Source organism: Microcoleus sp., from assembly GCF_049646505.1.
Classification (GTDB): domain Bacteria; phylum Cyanobacteriota; class Cyanobacteriia; order Cyanobacteriales; family Microcoleaceae; genus Microcoleus.
The window spans coordinates 1-22,347 of the sequence record NZ_JBARVX010000317.1 but is presented as its reverse complement, the minus strand read 5'-3'; the positions used below and the strand labels follow the sequence as shown (position 1 = coordinate 22,347).

20 protein-coding genes are annotated in these 22,347 nt (G+C 45.2%); 12 read left to right on the top strand and 8 right to left on the bottom strand.

Annotated elements, in window-relative coordinates:
• Window positions 1–191: 191 nt before the first annotated feature.
• Both WBA89_RS16495 and ggt read right to left on the bottom strand, forming a co-directional pair.
• Window positions 192–1,058 carry a choice-of-anchor L domain-containing protein gene (locus WBA89_RS16495; protein ID WP_424408252.1) on the bottom strand — a complete coding sequence of 289 codons (867 nt, stop codon included), beginning with the start codon at window positions 1,056–1,058 and terminating at the stop codon, window positions 192–194.
• A 299-nt stretch (window positions 1,059–1,357) separates the two neighbouring features.
• Window positions 1,358–3,073, bottom strand: a complete 1,716-nt coding sequence (ggt, locus tag WBA89_RS16490; protein WP_424408250.1) for a gamma-glutamyltransferase — start codon at window positions 3,071–3,073, stop codon at window positions 1,358–1,360.
• 847 nt (window positions 3,074–3,920) lie between these two features.
• Between ggt and WBA89_RS16485 the strand changes: the two genes are divergently transcribed.
• The 3 genes from WBA89_RS16485 to WBA89_RS16475 all read left to right on the top strand — a co-directional run bounded on the left by WBA89_RS16485 (window position 3,921) and on the right by WBA89_RS16475 (window position 7,690).
• On the top strand, window positions 3,921–4,952 hold the full coding sequence (locus WBA89_RS16485; protein ID WP_424408248.1) for a glycosyltransferase family 2 protein: 1,032 nt from the start codon (window positions 3,921–3,923) through the stop codon (window positions 4,950–4,952).
• 247 nt (window positions 4,953–5,199) lie between these two features.
• Window positions 5,200–5,967, top strand: a complete 768-nt coding sequence (locus tag WBA89_RS16480; protein WP_424408246.1) for a DUF1350 family protein — start codon at window positions 5,200–5,202, stop codon at window positions 5,965–5,967.
• Between the two features lie 439 nt (window positions 5,968–6,406).
• Window positions 6,407–7,690 carry an RNA-guided endonuclease InsQ/TnpB family protein gene (locus tag WBA89_RS16475; RefSeq protein ID WP_424408244.1) on the top strand — a complete coding sequence of 428 codons (1,284 nt, stop codon included), beginning with the start codon at window positions 6,407–6,409 and terminating at the stop codon, window positions 7,688–7,690.
• Window positions 7,691–7,913: 223 nt separating this feature from the next.
• Here WBA89_RS16475 and WBA89_RS16470 read toward each other — a convergent pair whose 3' ends face one another.
• Window positions 7,914–8,087 carry a hypothetical protein gene (locus WBA89_RS16470; protein ID WP_424408242.1) on the bottom strand — a complete coding sequence of 58 codons (174 nt, stop codon included), beginning with the start codon at window positions 8,085–8,087 and terminating at the stop codon, window positions 7,914–7,916.
• Here WBA89_RS16470 and WBA89_RS16465 point away from each other — a divergent pair.
• Window positions 8,075–9,151: an RNA polymerase sigma factor gene (locus WBA89_RS16465; RefSeq protein WP_424408240.1), complete on the top strand. Its 1,077-nt coding sequence runs from the start codon at window positions 8,075–8,077 to the stop codon at window positions 9,149–9,151. The two genes, WBA89_RS16470 and WBA89_RS16465, sit on opposite strands and share 13 nt — an antisense overlap.
• Window positions 9,152–9,689: 538 nt before the next feature.
• On the opposite strand, the gene WBA89_RS16460 is transcribed toward WBA89_RS16465, so the two are convergent.
• Both WBA89_RS16460 and WBA89_RS16455 read right to left on the bottom strand, forming a co-directional pair.
• Window positions 9,690–10,745: an RNA-guided endonuclease InsQ/TnpB family protein gene (locus WBA89_RS16460; protein WP_424408238.1), complete on the bottom strand. Its 1,056-nt coding sequence runs from the start codon at window positions 10,743–10,745 to the stop codon at window positions 9,690–9,692.
• A 4-nt stretch (window positions 10,746–10,749) separates the two neighbouring features.
• Entirely contained in the window at window positions 10,750–10,866 is a 117-nt protein-coding gene (locus WBA89_RS16455; RefSeq protein ID WP_424408236.1) for a helix-turn-helix domain-containing protein, read from the bottom strand.
• Window positions 10,867–11,258: 392 nt separating this feature from the next.
• Here WBA89_RS16455 and WBA89_RS16450 point away from each other — a divergent pair, with 392 nt between their 5' ends.
• From WBA89_RS16450 to WBA89_RS16430, 5 genes are all read left to right on the top strand, one after another.
• Window positions 11,259–11,672: a hypothetical protein gene (locus WBA89_RS16450; protein ID WP_424408234.1), complete on the top strand. Its 414-nt coding sequence runs from the start codon at window positions 11,259–11,261 to the stop codon at window positions 11,670–11,672.
• 175 nt (window positions 11,673–11,847) lie between these two features.
• A complete protein-coding gene (locus WBA89_RS16445) occupies window positions 11,848–12,474 on the top strand; it encodes a DUF4347 domain-containing protein (protein ID WP_424408232.1) in 627 nt (208 codons plus the stop codon).
• Window positions 12,475–13,002: 528 nt separating this feature from the next.
• A complete protein-coding gene (locus tag WBA89_RS16440; RefSeq protein WP_424408230.1) occupies window positions 13,003–13,527 on the top strand; it encodes a calcium-binding protein in 525 nt (174 codons plus the stop codon).
• Complete coding sequence (locus WBA89_RS16435; RefSeq protein WP_424408254.1) at window positions 13,413–13,682, top strand: hypothetical protein; 270 nt, start codon at window positions 13,413–13,415, stop codon at window positions 13,680–13,682. Before WBA89_RS16440 ends, WBA89_RS16435 begins: the two co-directional genes overlap by 115 nt.
• A 394-nt stretch (window positions 13,683–14,076) precedes the next feature.
• Window positions 14,077–16,575 carry a hypothetical protein gene (locus tag WBA89_RS16430; RefSeq protein WP_424408228.1) on the top strand — a complete coding sequence of 833 codons (2,499 nt, stop codon included), beginning with the start codon at window positions 14,077–14,079 and terminating at the stop codon, window positions 16,573–16,575.
• Window positions 16,576–16,913: 338 nt separating this feature from the next.
• On the opposite strand, the gene WBA89_RS16425 is transcribed toward WBA89_RS16430, so the two are convergent.
• Entirely contained in the window at window positions 16,914–17,384 is a 471-nt protein-coding gene (locus WBA89_RS16425) for an ATP-binding protein (protein ID WP_424408226.1), read from the bottom strand.
• Window positions 17,385–17,912: 528 nt separating this feature from the next.
• Here WBA89_RS16425 and WBA89_RS16420 point away from each other — a divergent pair.
• Window positions 17,913–19,049: a PP2C family protein-serine/threonine phosphatase gene (locus WBA89_RS16420; RefSeq protein WP_424408224.1), complete on the top strand. Its 1,137-nt coding sequence runs from the start codon at window positions 17,913–17,915 to the stop codon at window positions 19,047–19,049.
• Between the two features lie 56 nt (window positions 19,050–19,105).
• Here the strand turns inward: WBA89_RS16420 and WBA89_RS16415 are convergent, their stop codons facing one another.
• Window positions 19,106–19,432, bottom strand: a complete 327-nt coding sequence (locus WBA89_RS16415) for an STAS domain-containing protein (protein ID WP_424408222.1) — start codon at window positions 19,430–19,432, stop codon at window positions 19,106–19,108.
• A 384-nt stretch (window positions 19,433–19,816) separates the two neighbouring features.
• Window positions 19,817–20,524: a helix-turn-helix domain-containing protein gene (locus WBA89_RS16410; protein WP_424408220.1), complete on the bottom strand. Its 708-nt coding sequence runs from the start codon at window positions 20,522–20,524 to the stop codon at window positions 19,817–19,819.
• Window positions 20,525–20,657: 133 nt separating this feature from the next.
• Here WBA89_RS16410 and WBA89_RS16405 point away from each other — a divergent pair, with 133 nt between their 5' ends.
• Together WBA89_RS16405 and WBA89_RS16400 are read left to right on the top strand one after the other, a co-directional pair.
• Entirely contained in the window at window positions 20,658–21,053 is a 396-nt protein-coding gene (locus WBA89_RS16405) for a hypothetical protein (protein ID WP_424408218.1), read from the top strand.
• A gap of 474 nt (window positions 21,054–21,527) precedes the next feature.
• The coding region (locus WBA89_RS16400) for an RNA-guided endonuclease InsQ/TnpB family protein (protein ID WP_424408216.1) at window positions 21,528–22,347 on the top strand (820 nt) is incomplete at its 3' end.

Here is a 22,347-nt window from a genome sequence, read left to right as displayed (position 1 = left end):
ATGAATGATTTTTACCAGTCGCCACCTATCTCGGCGCAATTTTCAGTTGTTCGATTCACAGTCAACAGTCAACAGTCAACAGTCAACAGTCAACAGTCAACAGTCAACAGTCAACATCATGAGGAGTGCAACCGGAATTGATATAAAAGCCCGTTTCTAGCTCCAACTCGGTCGATCGAATTTAATACCAATTACTTGCGCCCGCGCAACTTTCGCCCCGCAGCCAGCATCGCGCCGCCCGCCATCAAACCCGCCACAGTCATCGGTTCGGGAACTGCTTCAGCTTTTATTGTCCCCACAGAACCGCCTTTAATAAATACAGCAGAATCTAAATTACCGTCACCAATATCTTTAATGCGGATGCTGAGAACATTCCTCTGATTTTGCTTGAGCAAACCCTCAAAACCTAAAACTTTAGTAAAACCGTCCAGCCTAATGATGTTAGCAGCAATACCTGTCAAACTTGGGTTATCAATATAGTCTGGGTGATCGGTAGAGCGATTATTTGGATCGGGAACAAGATGATTAATTGTAACTGTTTTCCCGTCGCTCAACTTTGCCAAATTAGTGCCGTTCAGCAGCAGTTCAAAACCGTCATTAAATTCAGAGCCCCCGAACTCAGGAAACTCCTCAGAAGCAAATACATATTCAAAAAATAACTTTTCGACCGTGGAATTAGCAAAAAAACTGAGATTGAGCTGAGTCAAATCTCCCTCTTCGCCCTTTGGCCCAAAGTCCGTGTTTAAATCGCTGCTGTTGGTAATTACGTTATCTTTCCGATTCTGACCCGGTATATCGGTGACTTTTCCTGTGCTGAGAACAACACCCGATCGCAAACCAAAGGGGTCATCAGTAAAAGTACCAAAAGCAGCCGGATTTCCCGTAATTGAAATAGAGAAATCACTCAATCCTGCTGTATTAGTTCCTAACAAATTATTTTTCAAATTCTCAGTGTTATTAGTTGCCCCTACCGAAAATGCCATTGCCGGCGCTGCCAACAAGCTCATAAGTCCCGTCAGTGTAGCAGTTAAGCTAGCCGTTTTATGAAAAGTTATCATAATTTTTTGGCGATAATCACCAAGCTGATTCAATGCACTACTTCATTTTCACATTATATAAGTATCAATGTCTAGTGCCTTTACAAGGACTTTATATTTAAGTATATTTACGGTTTTTGTGGTTAATTGTGTTGGGTGTTCTTTGGTAGTTAGTCAGTCAATAAACCTCAATACAAAAATATGGATGCCAAAATACACGCAGACAGATTAATAATTTCCTGATTTACGGACTGCATACCAATGAAACCGGGTTTTTATACGGTTGGCGGCCACAATTACTATTGACAGATGACTGATGGCTAAAACCCTTTTGCTTCTCCTTCCCCGCGCGGATCTGCAGATCCTTCCAACCAACCATCAGGCGTCAGGACGATCGCATTAGCATTTCCCCAGCCGTCGCGTTCCACAATTTGGTGTCCCCGCCCGCGCAACTCCGATAGCGTCGCCGCATCAAAACCTCCGCGTTCCACCATCAGGCGATCGGGCTGCCACTGGTGGTGAATTCTCGGTGCAGATACAGCCTCGCCGACATTCATCTCGTAAACCAACACATTCAGCACAATCTGCAACACCGTGGTAATAATCGTACTACCTCCGGGAGCACCGGCAGCGAGGCGAAATTTGCCATTTTCTGTGACAATCACCGGTGTCATGCTGGATAAAGGAGTTTTTCCAGGGGCGATCGAATTTGCCTCACCGCCCACCAAACCAAACAAATTCGGCACTCCCGGCGCAGCGGCAAAATCGTCCATCTCGTTGTTGAGCAAAATTCCCGTACCCGCCGCCACCACCGCAGCCCCAAAACCGCCATTCACCGTAAACGTCAAACTCACCACATTCCGATCCGAGTCAACTACCGTCAGGTGAGTAGTTTCTGGCGACTCGTACACAAAGCGGCTCAAAGTTTCAGCATCAACGGCTTTTACTTCGCCCGAAGGTTTGGCTTTTGACATTTCGATTTGCGATCGGCGAAATTTGCCATAATTCTTGCTAGTCAAAGCTGCAACCGGTACGCTGACAAAATCGGGATCGCCCAAATACTCAGCCCGATCGGCATAAGCAATTCGCATCGACTCCGCCAGTAAATGCAGCGTATCTGGACTTTTCCTCCCCAATTTCTTAATATCCGTATCTCCGAGGATATTTAAGATTTGCAACAAATGAACGCCGCCGGAAGAAGGAGGCGACATCGCGCAAATTTGGTAAGTGCGAAAGTTACCGCAAACCGGATTGCGCCAAATCGGCGTATAGTTTTTCAAATCTTCGAGAGTGATAATGCCGCCGTTTTTAGCCATGTCGGCGGCGATCGCCCGCGCAATATCCCCGCGATAAAAACTTTGCGGATTTTGAGAAATTTGTCGCAAAGTCCGCGCCAAATCCCGCTGCACCAAAAGTTCTCCCGGCTGGTATAAAATGCCGCCGCGAGTAAAAATATCCCGTGCCGCCGGATTCTTTTCGATCGCACCCATTCTCCCCCCAACAGCCTTTGTGAAGCGGGAACTTACCGGAAAGCCATTTTCCGCAAGGGCGATCGCCTGCGCCACCACCTGCGCCCAAGGCAACCTCCCGTACTCGCGGTGCACCGTATAAAGTCCAGCCACCGTACCCGGAATACCCGCAGCCAAATGCCCGTCCAGACTTGCCCTAGGGCGCACCTTGCCTTGCTTGTCCAGGTACATATCGCGCGTTGCTCGTTTGGGCGATCGTTCCCGGAAATCCAGCGCTTGCACAGTCCCCGTTTCGGCCCGCCGCAGCAGCAAAAAACCCCCGCCCCCGATACCCGCCGAAAAAGGTTCCACCACCGAAATCGCCAAAGCCGTAGCAGCCGCCGCATCCACCGCATTGCCACCCTCTTGCAACACCCTCAGCCCCGCAGCGCTCGCCAGAGAATGAGCCGAAACAACCATGCCCTGTTTGCTGCGCTGTGGCTGCAACTGCTGCTGGCAGCCGCCGAACAGCAAAACCGTTAGGAAACAAGTATAAATTCGCACTTTACCGCTTAACTTAAAAAACATTCGCCCCCCCATTTTTCAGTTAATTTTACAGCAGACTTTTAATAACATCATCCTAAAGACATAGATTAAATCTCAATTAAAATACAATAATTAATAGCTACAAAGTTACTATTTCAATTAGTCCGATAGTTTAACTACAATACTCCCGACACTTTTTGAGGTGGCGACCAAAACCCGGATTCTACCGTTAATATTTCACAGAATGGAGAATATCCCACCCTAATCATACCGATTGTCGTTACCTAAATCTCCTAAAAACCCTCACCGCGATACCGCTCTTAGAATAAATTCCCTGACTGAGAGCGGTATCGCGCGCGTGAGGGTTTCACCAGAAATGGGCAATAACAATAATTCTACCGTTGGCGATTAAAAGCTGTCCCGACTATTATGATATCAAAAGTTAATTCAATGAATTTAATCTAAAAAAATTAACAAGGTTATATAATGGTGGAACGATAGTCTTGTTAACAGTGCGTACAAAATACGATCGGACAAAAATAGCATGGGAGTATTTTCGACTTTAAAAAAGCATTTTTTTAAGACTTGCGAGCGTTAAAGTAAAACACAGATGCTCCTAATAGCATCCTATTTCTGTACGTGCCTAAACGCGAGGCGGTGGAAAGAAGCTGGAACGATCGACACGATAACAACAGTCTGGCTGGAAAGTTAACAGCTCAAACAAAGCCTTGGAAATCGCACTAGATCGCACTTCGTGGCTTTCAAAGCCTGCAATTTGCAGTTTATGTATAAAACTCCTACTTTCTAAGTATTTTCATGGAAGCTTCATTCCTAAGTGGCGAAAACCATACTTAAAATAACAACTACCAAATCCTAGCTAATTCAATTCATGAACAACGAAAAAGTCAGTATAATTATTCCTGCATTTAATGCAGCAGATACTCTAGCCGAAACAGTTTTTTCCGCAGTCAACGGTACTCACAAGCATTTAGAAATTTTAATTATTGATGACTTCTCTACAGACGCTACAGCCCAAATTGCTACTAAACTTGCCGAGCAAGATTCCCGAATTCAATACTTCCGAAATTGCGAAAATTTTGGAGTTTCTAAAGCTAGAAATTTAATGATACATCGAGCAACGGGCAAGTATGTAGCGTTTCTCGACAGCGACGATACCTGGGAAGCAAACAAGCTAGAAGTTTGTTTAAAAATGCTCGAAGACAATCCCGAAGTCAAAGCTGTGGCTCATGCTTTGCGATATTTAGACAAGCACGGCAACAAGTTGGGCTATATTGCCACCTATCCTACAACTAAAGCAGAAATGCAGGGGATTAAGGAGACAGGTGAAAGTCCTTGGGTTTTTCCGTCTTCTGTGGTAGTCGATCGCTCTATTCTACTCCAAGAAGGTGGCTTTGCAGAAGATTGGCAGGTAGGAGAAGATACAGAATTATTTACCAAAATTGCTCAAAAGCACGGCTTGTTAGCGACAAAGACACCTTTAGGAAATTATCGAATTAGAGGGAACTCTCTGACAGACAAACACTGGCTGAAAAAGCGCATAGCTGCTGATTGTGTCAAGGAAAACCAACTGCGGCGCTTGCGGGGAGAACAAGAGTTATCGCTCAACGAGTACGAACAGGTATGTTTTAATAATTTGCCACGGTTGAAAAAATTTAACAAATTTCGAGAAGTTTTGGCACTTCACTACATGAGAAAGCTGGGACAAAGCTGGTTAAATCGGGAGGTTTTGCAGACTTTAATTTACGGCGTTGCTACCACAGTGCTGTCTCCGAAAGCTGCTGTGAATAAATGGAAATGGATAAAGACTCACGATCCGTTGGGCGATTTAACTGTAGAAGACACCAGTGATTCGGTAGAATTGAACTCCCAGCAATCGTCCCAAATCGGCGGGAAATCGTAGAGGAGATTGTGTCCGGTCAATTGACCGCAATAAGATTGGTTCGCGCCGGCCCAATGCGAGTCCGCTTTGATTCTGCAGACGGTCGTCCGCACTACGAACCTTTTTTTTGTTACGATCGTAGACCGGAGATGATATCAAACCCCTTTTTTAGGCAGAAAGTAAAAGCAAAGATTTAGAAAAAATTCTATTTTGTACTTTCTGCTTTTCAGAGGACGATCGCCTTTTTACTTTAAACTTGATGAAATTTATGGACTGGCAAGAAGTTTCTGGCAACTGGGTATTAATTCCCTCTAAACCGATCGCGATCGTACACTTTCTCGGCGGTGCATTTGTGGCGAGTGCGCCGCAACTAACCTATCGCTGGCTGTTAGAGGCTTTGGGAAATCAGGGATATGTTGTAGTCGCAACACCGTTTGTCAATACTTTAGATCATATTGCGATCGCCCGCGATGTCCTCAACAAATTTGAAAATGCGATCGATCGCCTGCGCGCCACTAAATTGCTCAAATCTTCCTATCTCCCCATCTACGGGATAGGACACAGCATGGGATGCAAACTGCACTTGCTGATCGGTTCTGTATTTGACATAGAAAGGGCAGGCAATATTCTGATTTCTTTCAACAATTATGCAGCCTCCGAAGCCATTCCCATCGTCGAGCAAATTTCCCCCGTCTTTAAAGTAGAGTTTACCCCTTCCCCGCAAGACACCAATCGCCTAGTGCAAGATAGCTATCAAATCCGGCGCAATCTTTTAGTCAAATTTAACGGCGACAACATCGACCAAACCCTGCTGCTGACAAATCTGCTCAAACCGAGATTTCCCGACATGATTACAGTTCAGACTCTGGCCGGCAACCATCAAACGCCATTAGGTCAAGATGTTAGCTGGCCTGTGGGTCAAATTTTTACGCCCTTCGACGCGATCGGGCAATGGGTCAAACAAGAAGTGTATCGGGAATTAAATCAATTAAAACGGACAATTCTGCTGTGGCTTAATCCGCTCTCCCGCGTTTGAGATTTGAGATTTGAGATTGTGGAAGAGCTCCCAATACGGTTCACTTAAGACAGATCCCCCCCTTAAAAAGGGGAGTAGGGGGTGGGACAAGAAGCTCTTAAAGTCCCCCTTCTTAAGGGGGATTTAGGGGGATCTCCGGGGCATAAATAGTGTTAAGTAAACCGTATTGGAATTGCTCCCACGGATAAATATGGGGGCTGGTGATTCAGACACATAGCATAAAGTTACAGCTAACGTCCCACAAAGCCCACCCATGAGCGGGGTTGGGATGATGGACAGCATATAAAACAGACGCTCCCCTTAGCCTATATATCAGCCTGAATTCAGTATTATAAAACTTTATTAAGTTTGTAAGCAGTAGTAAACAATAGTAGTATCATATAGTCAAAATCGTCAACTGAGAGAATTATTGCGATCGTCAAAAAAATGGAGAGTCTGAATGCAACTAGCAGAGAGACACATCATTAAATCCACCGACAATCGTTTTGTTAAAATTGATGAATTAGCCTTTAAATCCAAAAATTTGTACAACGCGGCTAACTACCTTATCCGTCAAAGTTTTGTCTATGGATGGGGTTATATCAATTACAACGAAATGAACCGTTTGATGAAATCTCATCAAGCATACAAGGAATTACCAGCCAAGGTAAGTCAACAAACATTGATGATATTGGATAAGAATTGGAAATCTTTTTTTGAAGCAGTCAAAGCTTACAAAATTGAGCCGACGAGATTCACGGGTCGCCCGAAATTACCGAAGTACAAAGATAAAGTCAAGGGTCGGAATATTCTCGTCTATACAATTCAGGCAATTAGTAGGAAGCAACTAAAGAAAGGAATTATCCAGCTTTCCGGTACGAATATCTCAATAAAGACTCTTGTAAAGCCCGAACAAATTTGTCAAGTTAGACTGGTGCCAAAATGTGATTCCTATGTGATTGAGGTGATTTATAATGCCTGTACTGAGCCGGAGTCCACCCTTGATGAAAATCAGAAAGAATCAGTAGCTAGTATAGATTTAGGATTGAATAATTTAGTGGCGTTAACTTCAAATCAGCCGGGATTTGTCCCTTTACTGATTAACGGGCGACCTCTGAAATCAATTAATCAATTCTACAACAAGCGTAAGGCGCAGCTACAATCTCAGTTAAAAGGAAATCGTCAAACCTCATCACGCCTTGGGCGCCTCACTCGTTGTCGCCATCAAAAAGTCGATAATTACTTGCACCACGCGAGTCGGCAAATCATCAATCTGCTCGGATCACAAAAGATAGGAATGCTAGTAATTGGCAAAAACCTACAATGGAAAAGTGAGATTAATTTAGGAAAGAAAACTAATCAAAACTTTGTCAGTATTCCTCATGCTCGACTAATTGAAATGTTGAAATACAAAGCTGAATTGATCGGAATAAAAGTAATAGAGCAAGAGGAATCCTATACTTCCAAATCGAACTTCCTGAATTTAGATCCAATTCCTGTGTATGGGAATATTGATGCTCACGATGTCACATTTAGTGGGAAGCGAATTAAGAGAGGATTGTACAAAACATCGTGCGGTCGATTGATTAACGCTGATGTTAACGGGTCTTATAATATTTTGAGAAAAGCAATCCCAAATGCCTTCAGCAATGGGATAGAGAGCTGCGTAGCTCAGCCGAGGCGGGTTAATCCGCTCGAAGTGAAAGCGAAAGGGGAGGGACTCAATGCCTCCCGTGTCATGTAATAGATGACTATACTTTTACCAGCTATTAATAGGGTGGCATTTTAGCTAGCGGGTGAGCTTAAATTGTTAAAGGGATGTTTTCGCTATGCACTCATAGCGAAAAAGATCCTACTTTTCCGACTTTTCCGACTTTAAAGATCCTACTTTTCCGACTGACATGAGCCTGAGCGGTGAGTCAACATAGTGATAGGTGCATCTGAGACTAGGTAAATTACTGCCTAAATTAATCGCAAGTTGTTTGTCCACCTAGAGTTTCAGGCTCCAGAGATGTTAAGTTGTAGTTCTGCACCAATTCCTTGCTCATGCACTCAAGATATAGATTCAGCTTTTTGGAAATTATGGCAGCAGCATCAAAATTATCTTTACCGTTGCTGTCGCAAGTGGATGGGAAATCCAAGCGATGCCGAAGATGCCCTCAGTCGGGCGATGCTCAAAGCTTGGGAGAAAGCAAGAGAGGGTAAAGATGATATCAAAAACTTTAAGGCTTGGTTAACCAAACTGACTTATAACGTTTGCGCCGATATCCATCGAGAGCGCCACAGAAGTGCAGTAGGAGTTGAGAGTTTAGACACCATTGCTGTAGAAAGCCAAACCGAATTAATTAGCCAAGAAGAAACACCTGTTCGTGCTGCTATGGAGCGCGAACTCGAATTATTTTTTCGCGCCGCTATAGATGAGTTGCCAGATAGATTGCGCGAGACTTTTATTCTCCATTTTGAATCAGGGCTATCTTATTCAGATATTGCTGAACAGCTTAATATTTCCTACGATAACGTCCGCAAGCGGATTTCCCAGGCGCGGGCAATTTTGCGCCAGCGGTTCAATGAAAATTTCGGGGAAGATGCGACTGACTCTGATTTTTCTAATCCTAAGTCGAGGGTTTCTCCTCAGTCTGCAAAAAGGAAAAAGTCTCAGAATATTGTTGAAAAAAAAACTGTTACAGAGGAGATTGAAGAAAGAGAAATTGTTGCGGGTGACGGAGTTCAAGAATCGGTTTTAGTGAATGCCCAATCTGATGGGGAGATAGGAGAAATAGAAATTGTTGCCGGTGGGGAAGTTCAAGAAGCGGCAGTGTGTGTTTTGCATCGAGGCGCGAAAGATTATTCGCCCCTGCAGATATTGGCAAATAGTCTGGGGAATGACAGCGAAAAAGCGATCGCCCCTAACGCCAACAGCCGATTGCTTTCTGAGTTTTGGGAAAGCCAAAAAGCTCTTGCTGTGCGGGCAGCATTAATGGTGCCCGCACGCCAAGCTGTTGTACTACCAGCGAGTGCAATCCGCTGTATTCCCAGTTTCTCAACGCCAGAAAACCAATATTTGACCGATGTTCGATCGCGCCAAATGCGATCGGGCCAGCGTGCAGGAGGCATATCGCGCAGCCTTGCGTCTTCTGTATCACCTTTTCTACTGTACTGGAGGATGTGGGCAGACAGTGGCGGCGGCTGGCTTTCTTCCATCTGAAAAATAGGCAGGGAGAAAATCGCTTTAAATCAGTAGTGCGTAGGTTGGGCCCGTGGAACGAACCCTCCGTTTCACGGTTCCTGAGCGAAGCCGAAGGGCCGCCCAACATTTTCCTTAACCCAAGCGTATTGGGCATTAATGCTGCCGCGAGCTGCAATCCCCTATATTCCCGCTTTCTCTATGACCCAGCCCAAAAACGGATACCGTGCCACGTACTTAAGTCGTGGAAAGATAAAAATTTTAGACCCTAGTTCAAGCTCCCAGATTTATCTGTGGGGTAAATCTAAAATCTAAAATCTAAAATCTAAAATCGATTGACTGGCGCTGGGCGCGATATGGCGCTAGGCGGAATTTGGCATGGAAAAATTCGGCATCCCTGGTTTCGTCAATCTAGATTTTCAGGAAGAGATCGACTGCGTAGCAAGAATTGGTCAAACCGTTCTGAAAAACTTACCCATAGCTACCCAAATCTAGACTTAGCTGGACATGAGTGATTTTGGTGTTAACTTCCTGTTTCACAGTAGCGATAGCATGGCTGCTATCGGATTTGTCTACTCCGCAGGCTGACGGGAGTGGAACTCACCGCCAATTCTGAACGTTCAGGGATAAATATTCCTTCAAACCAACGTTCTATGTTTCTCGCAGCGTTTAAATCACGGTCTTGAATATTTCCACAGTTAGGACATTCAAAGACTCGAACTTTCAATGGCATCTTATGCCGATGATTGCAGCAGCTTGAGCAGATTTGACTGCTAGGAAAGAATCGATCTACAACGGTCAATTTTGAGCTGAACTTTTGGGCTTTATATTCAAGTTGACGCTTAAATTCGTACATTCCACAGTCGGAGATTGCACCAGCTAATTTGTGATTTTTCAAAAATGCTTTAACGTGTAAGTCTTCAATCTTGATCTCGCTGTGGTTTTTGGCGAGATAAGTTGTTAGCTTGTGAATAGCATCTTTTCGGATATTTGATACTTTTAGGTGCAGCTTAGCCAGTTTTGAGACTGCTTTCTTGCGATTATTGGAACCTTTGACTCGTTTACTGACACGCCGTTGCAGGCGTTTCATTTTACGGCTCATCCGACGATAAGCTTTGGGGTTGGCAAAGGTTTGACCGTTAGAATAAACAGCTAATTCTTTGATGCCGATATCAACACCAACAATGGGACGGTCAGGTGAAGTTGCGGGCTGCTCAATTTCGTACTTAAAAGCAATGAACCATCTGTCGGCTTTTCGACTGATTACGCAGTTGTGGAACGCCGTAATGGGCAATGGTTCGTGCAGCCTAACCCAACCAATCTTAGGTAACTTGATGCGCTTGCCGTCGTTATTGATTCCTGGCTTTGCTTTGGTTCCTTGTTCCAAGTAAAAAGAGTCACCTGACACACCTTTTTTCTTGAATCTAGGCTGTTTAGATACTTTTTTAAAGCATCTATCCCAAGCTGTCCTCAGTTCAGCTAGAGCCTGCTGCGGACTTGCCTTGGAAGATTCGTAATACCAGGGGTGCAGGGGTTTGACCTCGGCCACTAAGCGTTTGTGCAGATCAATCGCAGAAGGAATTTTAACCGTCTTGTCAGTTTCTCTGGCGGTCAAAGTTTCAAGGATGATTGAATTCGCCGGCGTTGTAAGCGTGTCTTGCTACTCCGCAATGTTGGCGGAATTTAGTTACCTGCCGATTGTTAGGTTTTAGTTCCGTCTTGAAGCTGAGCAACATTTGCTTTTACCTCATTTTTGCCTTACGGTTATTGTATACGGAATTAATGCGGAATAAGAAAATGCCTAGAAAAAAGATTTACAGCGAGCCTAAGCGTAAGGTCAACCTAAGTCTGACCGAAACTGCTACTAAGTGGCTAGAGGAAAAACGAGTTCAGCTTACCGCAAGCAGTCTTAGTGACGTTATCGAGAGACTCGCTAGAGAGTTACCCAAAAATTCCATCAATGGGTAACTCTGTCCAGGAATTACGTTACAGCTTCAAACCCTCCCTCGAACCCCATCATCCCCCAAAGGTTAGAGAGGCCATATATCTAAAGACTGAATAATTCACAAATCGCCTTCGGGAAACGTCTAACTAATAGAACACAAAAAACCAACCCTGGAGTTGAAAAATGATGATTCGTCGTATTGCTTTCGTTAGTGGCCTCGTTATTCTCAATGCTTTTGGTTTCGCTACCATAGCCCGTGCCGGTGAAGGTGGTATAGCAGGTTCCGCGGCTTTCACCGTTAACGATTCAAAGGTTACAGGTGTGGCTGTCTCGGCTGCTGTGGGTAAAGAAAACGCTTCTGCTGCTGCTTTCAACTATGCTGTTAATGGTGCGGGTCTACAGAACTCAGCTTGGGCTCTGGGTAGTGCAGGGATACAGGCGCATCAGTATGTCGGCAGTTTGGATGGTTTCGACGTTACGCCCGTTGCTGACGGGGACAAAACTGTCGCGCAAAGGAATACCTTTAGTGCTGGAACTGTCACCGTGCGGCTTGGTACCGATAGTAACGATGCTGTTGTTAAGTCTCCCACTCCCTAGAACGGTTGTGAAAGGTTAGCTAGCTAGCTAACCTCGCCCATCAATCAATTTGATCTCGTTTCAGATATCCGATCGGGATCTCAGCGACCCTCCAGCCAGTTAGTCAGCCGAGATCCTTATTAATAGGGTGCTTTTATCCGCAATACCTTCTGATGAATAACAGGACATTCCCCAGATGAAACCCATCCTCAATACTTCAAAAAATATCAATCCAGCCACCAGAATTGTTGTTATCGATGCCGGAGTAGAAAACGCCGATCTACTCATTGAGGGTGTCATTTCCACTACTGAAGTCTTTGTCCTAGATGGGACGGCCGATGGCATCGAACAAATTAGCCTGGTTTTACAACACCGTCCAAATACCGATGCAGTTCATCTTATTTCTCACGGTTCCCCAGGTTGCTTGTATCTGGGAAATAGCCAACTGAGTTTAGATACCCTAATCCACTACGCCCCGCAACTGCAACAGTGGAATGTTGCTAACCTCGTCCTCTATGGTTGTAACGTCGCAGCCGGAGATGCCGGAGAAGAATTTATTGCTAAGTTACACACTCTGACGGGGTCGGAAATAGCGGCGTCTAAGTCCCTGACGGGGAGTGCAGCCCAAGGCGGAAACTGGGAGTTAGAAGTCACCACAACCCAGATGCAGCCAGTGCTGGCACTGCAAGCCGAGGCTATGGCGAACTACGGCTCTGTTCTTCTCCCTACTGATGTTGTCGAAGGAACTCTAAGCCAGTGGAATGGCAGCGACAGCTTTGTTCCCTTTGGAGAGGGCGAAGGCTCAGTAGCAACCTTTGGCTAAACTTTCACGGCAACAGGATCATCCCTCAAATCGTTTACGATTAAATTAGACGACGACGATTCGATGCCCGATACAATAGATTTTAAAGCCTATGTAACGGCTTGGGATTCCAAGCAAAATGCTCCCGTGGGTCCCATTCTATATGAGAGTGTGCCTCAATCCACAACTCGGTTACCAGGTTTTGAAACCTTCAGTTTTAACTCTAACATCTCATTAACACCAGGACAACAATATGTACTGTTGATAAGTACAGACGGGCTAACTGATGGGATTCCAGGAGCTGGTGAGCAAGCAGGCATTTATCAAGATGTTTATTCTGGCAACACTTCGGACAGTTTTCAATCGCTAACGGTATAATCAGGGTTTCAGGCTTTCGTCAAGCTCGGATACAAACGGTAGAATGGCACTTTCAGGCTCTCATTCAAAAACTGTCCGAAGTATTGTTCTGGGGGAAATTTGGTTTTTAATCCTGAGGGTCTTTTCAGCCCTGGGTACAATTCTCTTCTATCTCTAGATACAGCTTTTGAATTGGTATATGGCTCTGCTGTCACTCCTGTCACTCCTGTCAACCTCACACCCAATAACGATATTTTCAATGGGACTGCGGGTGTTGACCAAGTGAATGGTGGTGATGGAAGCGATCGCCTTTACGGTGATGCTGGAAACGATACCATCAATGGTGGTGACGGTAACGATATTGTCTACGGTGGCAATGATAACGATGTGCTGTTGGGGGGTAATGGCAGCGATCGGCTTTACGGTGATGCGGGTAATGACGAACTCCTCGGCGATGCGGGTGATGACATCCTCTATGGGGGTGATGGAAATGATATCCTCAATGGCGGTGCAGGGAGCGATCGGCTTTACGGTGATGCCGGTAACGACGAACTCCTCGGTGGTGACGGTGATGACATCCTCTATGGGGTGATGGAAATGATATCCTCAATGGCGGTGCAGGGAGCGATCGGCTTTATGGTAATGCAGGGATCGATACCTTTGTTTTGGCACCAGGAATGGGTCTGGATTCCATCTACAATTTCCAAGATGGCATAGACATAATCCGATTAGATGGAGGTTTAACTTTCGGCGCTTTACAGATTGCCCAAAGTGGCACTTCCACCTTAATTAAAATTGCATCAACCGGAGTCACCCTCGCTTCTTTAGTTAACACGAATTCCGCCTTGATTGGGGTGGCTGATTTTAGTTAGCGCTAGCGCGGTTGTCTAATTGTCTCAATTCTGAAATTATCAGGTGCGTTAACTTCCGTTAGCGCACCCTCGATCTTAATTTTAGAATTATATGAATTCTCAAAACTCATGCAACAGTATCTGTAGGGTGCGTCGCCATCAAAAATCTTAAATAATATCCACAATCTTTGAGCGACGCACCGGTGCAGAATAGTTCAGTCATGCGTAGGTTGGGTTGAGGAACGAACCCTCCGTTTCACTCCGCCCAACATTTTCGCTAAAATTTTTATTAACAAAGTTTTATTAATATATAAAATATTAAGATTAGAGATTTAAATGTTATTAAATCATCAGGATTTCAGGGTTTAACTACTGTATTAAATGATAGATTTAATCCCTAATTGCCGCGCTTCTAATGACAATTAACTTCCTAAAACTTATCGCTAACCCTACTGCGATCCTCTCAACAGCATACAATTGTAGTATTGTCGGTTTAACTCTCCTGAGTATCGCTTGCTCAACCCCAGCCACAGCACAAACTCGCTCCAATTTACTCGACACATCCAATCAACTCGATTCTGCTGCTGCGAGTGTTTCCGACCTTCCAGAAACCACCCCTTTATCAGAAACACCCAACTCGTCTACTTATCCTACAAACCAGGAGCCCTCATCCCCAAATTTAGCCCCTGAACCTCAACCCACAGAACCCCAATCAACTAATAATCCTAACGGATTGTCCCAACCTTCTGCGCCATCTACTGACCCCGATTACATTATTCCACCTCCAATCCCTCCAAGTGTTTCCAACCTTCCAGAAGCCACCCCTTTATCAGAAACACCAAAGTGGTCTACTTCCGCTACAAACCTGGAACCCGCATCCCCAAATTTAGCCTCTGAACCTCAACCCGCAAAACCTCCATCAACTAATACTCCTAACGGATTGCCCCAGCCTTCTGCGCCATCTACTGACCCCGATTACATTATTCCACCTCGCATCGCGCCCGACGAAAAACTTAGCCCCTTCACGACTACTTTACCTCTCAATGACATTCCCATCAGCCATCTAACTGAATGGGAGTTTAGTGGTTTCAAGACTTTTGCTGACACCACAAACAGCGATATTTTTTTAAATGGCACTCTCAAACTTAAAAGTCGAGTCAGTGAAAGCTTAAGCCGAACTAATATTTATAGAGTGGATCAAAAAGCCACTTATTTGCAACTGCGGACTGTTCCCCTAGAACGAACAATTACCACCACAACTACCGCACCCCAAACCATGACGGGGTTAGAAATTCAAATGAGTTTAACGGGGGCTTGTATTTTTCCCAACACTCCCAGCGACCAACAATGTACTTATACCCCAGGTTTAGCGATCGATCGCAATAGTATAGACCCAGAGTTTTTCGTACCTACCCGCGTCTTTCAAACGTCTCAGGTTGGGGAGGTTCTCAAACCAGAAACTTTGGCTTTTATGCAGCTTCCCGGCTTTCAAGGGGGAACCAGCAGTCAACCGATTGGCGTCGATTTTTATTTCCCCAATTCTGGTGCTTATCCGGGAAACAGCCAATCCCAAAAAACAAAAATTGAGAGAAAAGAAGAAGTTGACTATACGATTGCAGGTACTGTTTCCCGAGTTCGTCAAGTGGTTAAAGCCAACGATCGAGAAGCCGTTTTAGGACGGACAATTCGAGGATTTACTCTCTTTGTTGATGATGAAAATCGCTGGCTCAATACGGCTATTCAAGCGGGGGCGCAAATTTTACCCGATGTCATTCCTGACCTAGAAGGCAGTAAAAATCCAGTTAATACTAATATCAACCGCAACTTATTTTTAGCCGCCAATAATACTCGTTTACCCAGCAGTAGTTTTACGATATATTCCGCCGGACTGGGACGGGCAGAAAGTTTAACGCCTAATGTCACCAGCTTAAATCAAGTTCCTAGAGCGAATTATAACAGCCTTTGGCTCGGTCTTTCTCCCGTGATCGATCGCAATATTGAAGATGGTCGAATCTTTTACGATCCAACAGGCCCACAAGTCACCCTTGTGGATGCTGGTGGAGAAGGTGGAGCAAATACCAATGTACAGTCATTGTCTGCGGTTAACCAAAATCAGTATTCTACTGCAAATTTGCAAAATTTTTATGCCCAAGTTTATTTAGGCTTTTTACAGCAAGATGTCAATTTTGTTAGAGAAAGTATCTATCGAGAAAAAAGCTCTTACTATCCTCATCTCAGCTTTACCGGAAACTGGACAGGAAGTGAAGATATCCTGCGATACTATACGGGTGCAATTGCTTCAGAAAAGCCCAAGCTTTACGTCGGTGCTGATTACACGAGAAACACGCTAAACAATTGGAGTTTTCGCGGCGGTGCGATTGGTTATCTCAACCCCGATCGCGATTATTACAGCCAACTTTGGGGGAGTGTCGCCAAAACCTTTCGCTTCAGCAGGCGGGCAAATTTAACCTTATCAACTGGCTTCAATTATGCTCTCGATCGAGAAACAAAAATTGGTGATGTACTTAGTATTTCACCAGCTAGTGAAGTTGCCGTTAGCGCTCGCGTAAACTGGGGAATTGTTTCTCTGGGTTTGACCAACTATTTTGGTAATATCCTACCCAATTCCTATGACGAGCGCTTACTAGCTGAGTTAACCATCCGTCCTCTAAGCACTCTCACTCTGTCTGGTTATATCGCCCCCATAGATAAAAATTCGAGTCGCTCTCTCTACGGTGCTAGTGTAAGTTGGCAACTGGAAAATAACTACAACAGTCCTACCCTATCCCTCAATTGGCAAAATAACCAATATGATTATGGTGATGATGTTTTCGGGAATCGTTTATTATTGAATGATAATGTTTTTACGATCCTTTTTCGCATAGGTTCTCCAGCTAATCCGCTGTCTCGTTAATGTTACCCAGATTAGAAGCAAACTAATCTGGGTAAGATAAAAAATCAGACTTCTGACTCATCCCAGCGTGCGCCGCGTTTGAGAAAATCTAAGCCAATAGACATTCTCACCGAGATTACCTCTTTTGCCAGTTAACGGGCTTCCGACGGCAGTGCGATAATGTTTTAGGACAATAAGTACGGAAGAATCGGGAATACCGATGCTATGGGAATTGCCAGTATCTAGGGAAGCAGTCAAATCAAAATATCGTAAGCTGCGTAGCGGCTTAAGAGTCACCCAGGGTTCTAAGGGAAGGGTTGAGGGCTACCCTCAACCCTTATCGGCTAAAAATATCAGTGTTATTTTCGATCGTCGATACAGGGGGTATAATTTTTGACGATCGACAAACAGTTCCGTCCATCAGCCGTTCTCCTGTAACTGAGACTGTCTGCGATGTCTTTCATCAACTTTAGGCCCCGCCCGCCCCCAGATTCGCGATCGATTTTTTCCGACATATCTTTAATTTTTTGCTCTAAATCAAACGCAGCGCCCGCATCCCAAATTTTGATCTCTACAGATTCACTGTACACCGCCACCTCAATGTCAACCGGCAAATCCGGCGGTTTAGCCTCGTGGGCGTGACGCACAGCATTTGTAAAGCCCTCAGCCAAAGCCAATTGACAGCGTATCCACACACTTGTGGGAATTCGCGGGTCGTATAATTGTGCAAACCACGATAAAACTTTTTCTAAAGCACTCAGACCAGTATTGACTTGAAGATCCGCTTTCTTTAGGACTTGCAACTGTTCGGAACCTTTGAATTCAATCACGCTCTGCCACTGAAATTATAGTTCCATAAAATACAGGCAAATATTGTCTTGCCTCTACTTTACGTTTTTCATTTTTTTCTCAAAAGGCGGGCAACTGCTAGCGCCACGATCGCCCGTGCCAGTTATTCTACCAGCCGCGTCATTTTCCGCGTTCTCAACCTTTTTGCTATGTTAAACCAGGCAAAATTAAATCGGAGTTAGATTATACTAGCTTTTGCTGCTAGAAAAATAAATGTCAAATCGAGTAATTAGGTGTTTATGATACCAGAAGTGCCGCGCAGATGTCAATTCGCGCCAGCAGTCCAAAAAAGTCCATAAAAGTTTATATTCTGAGTGTAAACTGGGTGAGTTCGACTTCGCCAAAATTTGGCTCAAATTTAAAGGTAAATTGAAGTCGATGGCTGGCAGGCAAAAGCATTTACCTCGAAAGCGATGTTATTAGACTGTACTCAATCTCAAACAATCGCGCTGACAGGATATATTTTTAATGACCCCCAGACCTTGAAAGACTTGTAGTACCTGAGTGCCATGTTTCAAATTCTGGTTATTGACGATGATACTGCTGTTCAAGAACTGCTGAGGAGAACCCTGAAAAAACAGGGTTACGAAGTGACAGTAGCAAGTAATGGCGAAGACGGTGTAGCCCAGGCGCAAAAATTGCGTCCGGCCTTGATCATCTGCGATTGGATCATGCCGCGCTTGACGGGTATAGATGTCTGCCGTCGAGTTAAGGCAGATCCGGATCTGTCAACTACACAATTCTTTTTGTTGACTTCTTTGGGTTCGATCGCCGATCGAGTCAAAGGGCTTGACGCAGGTGCCGACGATTTTATCTCCAAGCCGATCGAACTAAACGAGTTACAGGCGAGAGTACGCGCCGGATTGCGGCTGCACCAACTCAGCCGAGACTTAAAAATTGCCAAGCAAGATTTGGAAGCCGAGTTAGCCGAAGCTGCCGAATACGTGCAATCGCTGCTGCCAGATCCGGTGACGGAACCCGTAAGCATCGAGGCAAAATTCATTCCCTCCCGGCAGTTGGGGGGAGATTGCTTCGACTACAACTGGCTGGATGCCGATTATTTGGCGATTTACTTGCTCGACGTAGCCGGTCACGGTTTGCGGGCGGCGCTGCCTTCTGTGGCCGTGCTGAATTTGCTGCGATCGCGCGCGCTGCCCAACATTGACTACTACAAACCCAGCGACGTTTTGCGGGCCCTCAACACCACCTTCCAGATGAGCTACCAAAATGACAAGTATTTCACCATCTGGTACGGCGTTTACAACCGCATTTCTCGCCAGCTAGTTTACGCCAGCGCCGGCCATCCCCCGGCAGTGTTGATTTCCCAGTCGCCGACAAGCACGGCTAAAATCCAGCGATTAAAAACCCCCGGAATGCCGGTCGGAATGTTCCCCGACGCCCCTTATGTCGATAATTGCTGCGATGTCGAGGATTTGAGCACTCTCTACATCTTTAGCGACGGGGTATACGAGATCCACCAACCTGACGGCAATATCTGGGGGCTTGACCCATTCATCGACCTGCTAGCAGCTTACAACGATGCAAGTGCCAACCAGTTAGACCAAATTTTGAACTACATTCAAAAGTTGAACTCTAAAGCAGTTTTTGATGATGATTGGTCTTTGCTCAAGGTAAACTTTGGCTAGCTGACAAACCGCAGTACATCTGCGACCCAATAGCCAGAAGGCAGCAGCCAAAAGATTTAGTTACTTGAGAGAATTTTGGTATTAAAAGCATCGCGGGTCGGAAATATCTCGAAAACTCGATCCATGCTGGTGAGTTCAAATAAGATGCGGATTTGCTCGTTGATAGAACAGACAACTAATTGACTCCCGGCGGCCCGGACTGTTTTGAGCGCCAAGACTAAAGCGCCCAAACCCGAACTATCCATAAATGTCACATCTTGGAAGTCGATCAATACCACATCGGCTCCCGCTTCCACTAGGTCGCTAATCTCTTGGCGGAATTGACTTGCCTTGGTACCGTCTAAAATGCCAGAGGGCTGAATAATTTTAACTACAGGACTCATATTTTGCGGTGGGATTGTCAGAATTTCTAGCCAGACTAGGGCTAGTATAGCTGCGAGATGGACTCGGAGCCAAATAATATCGATTCCGGTGGCACGAGCGAAATTATTGTTGACTGTTGAGAGTTGACTGTTGAGAGTTGGCTGTGAGTCACAAAACTGAAAATTGCGCTGACATTTGTTGGCAGCTTGAAGGAGACTTTACGCCCGATGATTAAGCGGGGATTTGAGATCGTTCCGGCGCAGCCGGATTTGATAACAGAGGCAGAGCGGGAGAATAGTTTTGAGTGCAAGAGATGGCTTTGGCAGACTCGCAGCGGTTCGCCACCGCGAGTGAATCCCTCAGAGCGGGAGAATTTTTGGGCGGGCGTTGGCCTTGCAGCATCATCAAACTCGGCTAACTTTGGCGCGGTAGAGGAGCTTGTCCCCTTGTTTGTAGCCTGTGTAGCGAACTTTAACTAATTCTCCCGGCTCGGCTTTTCCTTCGATGAGCTGGTGCTGTTGCGGGTTGTAGGGAAGTTCGGCTCCGACTGGGGCGATCGGCTCTACTCCCCAATGCTGCAATAACTGCTCGACCGGGCGCAACAGCGGCAGCAGTTTCTGGGCGCGCAAATTGTGATTTTCCTTAGCTTTGCTCGCAGCAGTCGGCCACTGCAACATCCAAGATTCTAAAATTTGCAGGCTGGAGAGCTGAAATTCCTGCATCAAAGATTCTCGCTGCTGTTCGACCGTAGCTTGCAAGCGCTGATATTCTTGTTCTAGGGCACTGGGTGGAGCAGGTTCTAACTCTTCTACAAAGTCCGGAGCCAAGGTTGCGAGCAGTTCAGTTAAGGAAATTTGCAAAGCTTGACTAATTTTGAGCAGGATGTCGGCTCGGGTTTTCAAAGCTAAGCCGCGACGCAAACGGCTGAGCTGAATTTCGGGAACTCCTGCTTTTTGGCTGAGTTCTCGATCGCTCGAAAACCCGGCTTGTTGCATCAGGCGTTGCAGTTGAGGAGCGCAATCAGGAATATTAGCTGCCACGAAAAAGCCATCCAAATTGATAAATCTACATATTCTCGATCGTAAACTGTCGCGAGCCTTAAAAAAATACATCTTTGGCGCGGGTCGGTGAAAGTGCCTGCCCCACTACAAAAGCGGCACTGGCCTTGCGGGCCTGTGGCGGGCACGGGAGCGAACCCACAACCAAAGCGACTATCTCGCGGCAACTTTTGCGGGTTGACGGCTGTTGACAATTTATCTAGATTTGCCCACACCAGTACATGAACTCAACGAACTAGGATTTACAGATTTCGAGATGTTTCTAGAAGCCTACGCCCCAATTTTTGGGGCTGCAAGTATTGAAACAGTTGAGCACTTACTTTCAAGCCTAGAGTTCAATAAATCCGATTGGAACACGCATTTACAGCAAACCTACGGCATCAACAAGCGCCACGCAAAGGGTGCAATTAGTTCTGCCAAAGGCCGTGTAGATGGTGCTAAAAAATACAAAGTTTTATATTTCAAAACTCTCGAAGCAAAGATTAAATCCATTGGCGCGTGGCTCGATAAAGCTGAACGCAAGTTGGCATTAGCCCGTATGAATAAAAAGATTAAATATTCCGCTGTAATCACGTCGTTGTGATTGTTATAGTGTTTCTAACTGGAGTTTCTCGGTCAACCTCGACACTGAGGAAGCGTAAAGCACGCTTGTAAGAATGTTTAAAGCTTATACCGCAGAGCTTACTTAGGTTTGCCTAGGTTTTTCTAGGCAAGTTGATAATTTGCGCTCTCGATCGGTAAAATTATCGAGATGTTAATGTAATGTATCGATCGAGTGGTGCAGTCACTGCCTCCAACTGGCAGCGATATTGTACAATCGAGCTAGACAGAAGACTGACCATCAAAGAGCTACAAAGACGAGCCAATCTGTTTCAAGTGCCGGAGCGCCACTTGAGGAATGCCTCCGAGACAACTTTGACTATCGTTTTTCGGTCTGCGTTTATCAAGAAACTGGGTTGAAAACCCCGTCCTTATAGGACGGCTTTAATTGTAACCTTTTGTTGTATAAGTCAATCTCTTGTGCCAACTGAGGTAGTATAAATATGGAGGTAAACTAATGCTAGTTTTTGAGTTAAAAACATACGGAAAACCAAACCAGTTCAAAGCGGTAGATGAAGCAATTCGTACCGCTCAATTTGTTCGCAATAGTTGTTTGCGCTATTGGATGGACAATCCAAAAAAGAACAAATATGATTTGAATAAATACTGCGCGGTACTGGCAGCAACTTTTCCGTTTGCCGACGAACTCAATTCCCAAGCAAGGCAATCGAGCGCAGAACGCACTTGGACTGCTATCTCCCGGTTCTACGAAAACTGCAAGAAAAAGGTTTCTGGCAAAAAAGGATACCCACAGTTCCAAAGAGACTGTCGTTCAGTTGAATACAAGGCAACTGGATGGAAGCTTGCAGACGACAGAAAGTCGATAACCTTCACTGATAAAAAGGGTATTGGTAAACTCAAACTAAAAGGTACACGCGACTTGCATTTCTACTCCTTCACCCAAATCAAAAGGGTTCGATTGGTGAAACGTGCGGACGGTGTATACGTCCAACTCTGTATTGATGTTGACAGGAAGAAAAATACAGAGACAACTGGGAATACCATTGGGTTCGATGTTGGATTGAAAGAATACTACACTGATTCAAATGGAGTTAAGGTTGAGAACCCTAGATTCCTGAGAAAAGGGGAACATATTCTCAAGCGTAGTCAACGTCGAGTATCCAGAAAGGTTAAAGGTTCAAAAAACAGAGGCAAGGCTAGGCAGATTCTAGGCAAACGCCACCTCAAAATAAGTAGACAGCGCTCATACCATGCAATAAAACTTGCAAGGTGCGTAATCTCGTCAAACGATGTAGTCGTCTACGAAGATTTGAGAA